Origin of the sequence: Zavarzinia sp., from assembly GCF_041650655.1 — a bacterium.
Classification (GTDB): domain Bacteria; phylum Pseudomonadota; class Alphaproteobacteria; order Zavarziniales; family Zavarziniaceae; genus Zavarzinia.
Map to the genome: position 1 here is coordinate 1 of NZ_JBAZKR010000227.1, position 3223 is coordinate 3223.

The 3223-nt window shown below is 65.6% G+C and carries 3 protein-coding genes; all 3 read right to left on the minus strand.

What is annotated here, in order from left to right:
* On the minus strand, positions 1-735 hold a 735-nt coding region (locus WC493_RS22640), incomplete at its 3' end, for an aromatic ring-hydroxylating dioxygenase subunit alpha (protein ID WP_373068795.1).
* A gap of 11 nt (positions 736-746) precedes the next feature.
* On the minus strand, positions 747-2045 hold the full coding sequence (locus WC493_RS22645; protein WP_373068797.1) for an acetamidase/formamidase family protein: 1299 nt from the start codon (positions 2043-2045) through the stop codon (positions 747-749).
* Between the two features lie 25 nt (positions 2046-2070).
* A complete protein-coding gene (locus tag WC493_RS22650; protein ID WP_373068799.1) occupies positions 2071-2952 on the minus strand; it encodes a transporter in 882 nt (293 codons plus the stop codon).
* Positions 2953-3223 lie beyond the last annotated feature (271 nt).

Here is a 3223-nt window from a genome sequence, read left to right on the forward strand (position 1 = left end):
CGCGGGCGTGCGGTGCGGGCCCGCCAGGAGGACGTTCTGCAGCCCCGACGAGAAGACATTGGGGAAGGAGCCGGCGTGGATGGTCGCGACGTGATAGGCCTCGGCGAAGGCGTCGTGGGCGACTTTCCAGTTGCAGTTCAGCTCGGTGTTATAGGCATAGACCTTGGTCATGTCGCCGTAGGGGAAGCCGCCCATGTGCTTGCCCATGTCGCCCAGGAATGCCGCGACCGTCTCGGTTCCCGCCGGATCGAGGTTGACGAAGACGAAGCCTTCCCAGACGTCGGTGCGGATCGGGGTCAGGCCGTTGTCCGCGCGCTCGAAGCAGGAATGGAACTTGCCTTCTTCCGGCACCGAGACGAGATCGCCCTTGGCGTCATAGACCCAGCCGTGGAAGCGGCAGGTGACGACCGCGGCCTTGCTTGAGCCGAAGGTTTCGTCGCCATGCTCGACCACGACCTTGTTGCCGCGATGAGAACAGGTGTTGTGGAAGCCGCGGATGACGCCGTCCTTGCCGCGGATCAGGATGACCGAGGTCTGGGCGAAGGCCAGCTTCTTCACCTTGTAATCGCCGGGGTTCGGAATTTCCTCGACCCGCGCGACCTTCAGCCAGGTCTTCTTGAACACTTTCTCCATCTCCCGCTCGAAGAACTCGGGGGAGACGCAGGGCTCGACCGGGATGGGGCCGGTGCCGAGCTCGGGATAGGCGGCGGCCCAGCGCTGTTCAGTCTGTGACATGAATGATCTCCTCAGAGGCCGTATTGGGCACGGACGAGATGGGCGATGCCCATCTTCTCGATGATGGGCATGGGGCACATGAAGGTGACGCGGACCATGCCGGGCAGGCGGCTGATCTCGATCGAGCCGGTGATGGTCGCCCGGTTCAGGATCTCGTCGTAGGGAAGGCCGGTGACCTTGGCCGCCCGCTCCAACCCGTTCTTGGTCGCGTCGTTCAGGTTCGCCGCGGTGCCGAGGAAGGTGATCGGGGCATTCTCCTCGATCTCGAGCTGGCCGTAGCGGGCGCCGAGCGCCTTGACCGCCGCCAGCTTCTCCTTGCTCATCGGCCGGGCCATGGGCGGCAGGTCGTCGGGGCGCTGCAGCAGGATCGGGCCGTCGATGGTCAGGCCCTTGATCACCTCGACCTCGACCTCGGTCTCGCCCGAGACGTCGGTGGCGTGGCCGGCGATCTCGCCGTTGCCCTGCTGGGCGTGCATGTCGCCCATGTAGATGCCGGCGCCGGGCACCTTCACCGGGCAGATCAGGATGGCACCCTCGCGCACCGAATTGGTGTCCATGTGGCCGTCGGTCTTGGCGGCGTCGAGCTGCTCCTGGCTCAGGGCATAATTGTGCGGCGCGCCGATCAGGAAGGCGCCGAAATCGCCGCAATTATGCGAGTCCGGAATATCCGCGGACGGCGTCGTGCCGATATTGCCGAGGAAGGGCTGCATATGCGCGGCAAGGCCGACGACATCGGCCCTTGCGAGCGAGAGGATCGAATGCTGCTCGGCGAGGTCGGGCAGCAGGGCGAATTCCCTGGCGCTGCCCGCCAGCTTCTCTGCGACGTCCTTGTTCACCGTGAGCGAGACGCCGGCTTCACGGTCGAGCACGATCACATAGCCGTTCGACATGCGAAAGGCGTTCACCTCGGCACCGCAGACATCGCAGTGGATGGCGTCGTCGCCGATGCCCTCGACATGGGACGGCGGGCTCATGGTGCCGCAGACCGGGCACAGTTTGGCGACGAAGGGATCGCCGCGATAGCGCCCCTCGACGAACTCCATCACGCCGGAAGAGGTGGCGAGGGAGGTCACCTTCATGCTCTTGATCTTGATCGCGACGGCGTCGCCGACCTCGGCACCCTCGACCGCGACGGGCTGGGTCACTTCGTGGCCGCCCTTGAACTTCGGGGTGATCATGGGGCCCCAGCAGCCCGGCGGCGTGCCGGTGCGGATGGTGCCGCCGTCGGCGATGGGGCCGAGCATGGCGACGCTCGGCCCGACGATGCCGCCGGAATAGGAATGGACGTCGATGACGGACGGTGCCGGCATGATGTGTCTCCGTAACCTTGAGGGATCAGAACGCGAGGGTGAGGTTCAGCCAGAACTTGTCGCCTTCCGGCTTGTTCTCGACCGCGAATTCGCTCTGGTACTTGGCCGTGACCTGCAGGTTGCCGGCACCGTAGGAGAGCTGGGGGCCGAGGCCGACGGCCTGACCCTTGAAATCGCCAAGCACGGCGCCGGCGCCGCTGTCGCCCGTCACCTGCTTGTAGGCATAGCCGCCGAGGCCGACCGCGAGCGGGCCCCAGTGCTTGGCCAGGATGAAGTCGGCGTGAAGCTCGTCGCCCGAGGTATAGTCGGTCGCCGTGTTCTCGGTGTTGATGTCGTACATCAGCTTGAACGAGGCTTCGTAACCCTCGGCATTCAGCCAGGTCGCGGCGAGGACCGGGGTGAAGGTCGTGTAGTTGCGGCCGACGTTGGCGAGATCGTTCTTGTCGTAGGCGCCGGTCGGCAGATAGATGTCGAGGCCGGTGATCAGGTGGAATTCGCCGAAGTGCCAGCCGACGATGAAGGGGTCGATGATGATGTCGCCGAGGCCCGAGGCGCTGTCGCTGGCCGGGCCCATGTCGACATCGACCTTGGCGAAGGGCAGGAAGGCGTGCATGGCCCAGGTGCCGCCGAGGATGCTGACGTCGGTGACATAGACCGCGCGGAAGATGGTGGCGGCGACGGTCAGGTCGAAGTCGGCGAAGGGCGGGGCGTCGTTCTTGAATTCGCCCGCCGTGTAATACTGATTGTAGCTGAGGGCATAGAAGCCCGGCGGCGGCAGGGCGCCGGTCATGAAGCTTTCGGCGCCATTGGCATAGGCGCCGCCGCCCCCTTCCGTCGCCAGGGCCGCCCCCGACAGGGTGCAGGCGAATGCCGAAGCAAGGACCGACGCATAAGCGATACGAGACATCGTGACCCCCAGATTGCGCTTGCCCTCCGGCAAGCCATGGCCTATTCAGCCGTGCCCCATGCAACCGACCGGGTCATTCACCGGTCCGTTGCCGCACGTCCTGGGTTTCACGATAGGAAAAACGGTTTACCGCCCTCAATTGGGGGCGACCGCAGTGCACTAGGGGTTTTCCCGTAGCGCCATACCCGAAATCACGGGGATGGCAGGCCCGGCCCGGGCGTCCCCGATCCGCTGGGCCGGGGGGCGCTGAAAAATGCGCGGCCAAGGCGGG

Coding starts and splice junctions, on each gene's coding strand:
- WC493_RS22645 (WP_373068797.1), bottom strand. CDS start 2,045: ATGCCGGCACCGTCCGTCATCGACGTCCATTCCTATTCCGGCGGCATC.
- WC493_RS22650 (WP_373068799.1), bottom strand. CDS start 2,952: ATGTCTCGTATCGCTTATGCGTCGGTCCTTGCTTCGGCATTCGCCTGC.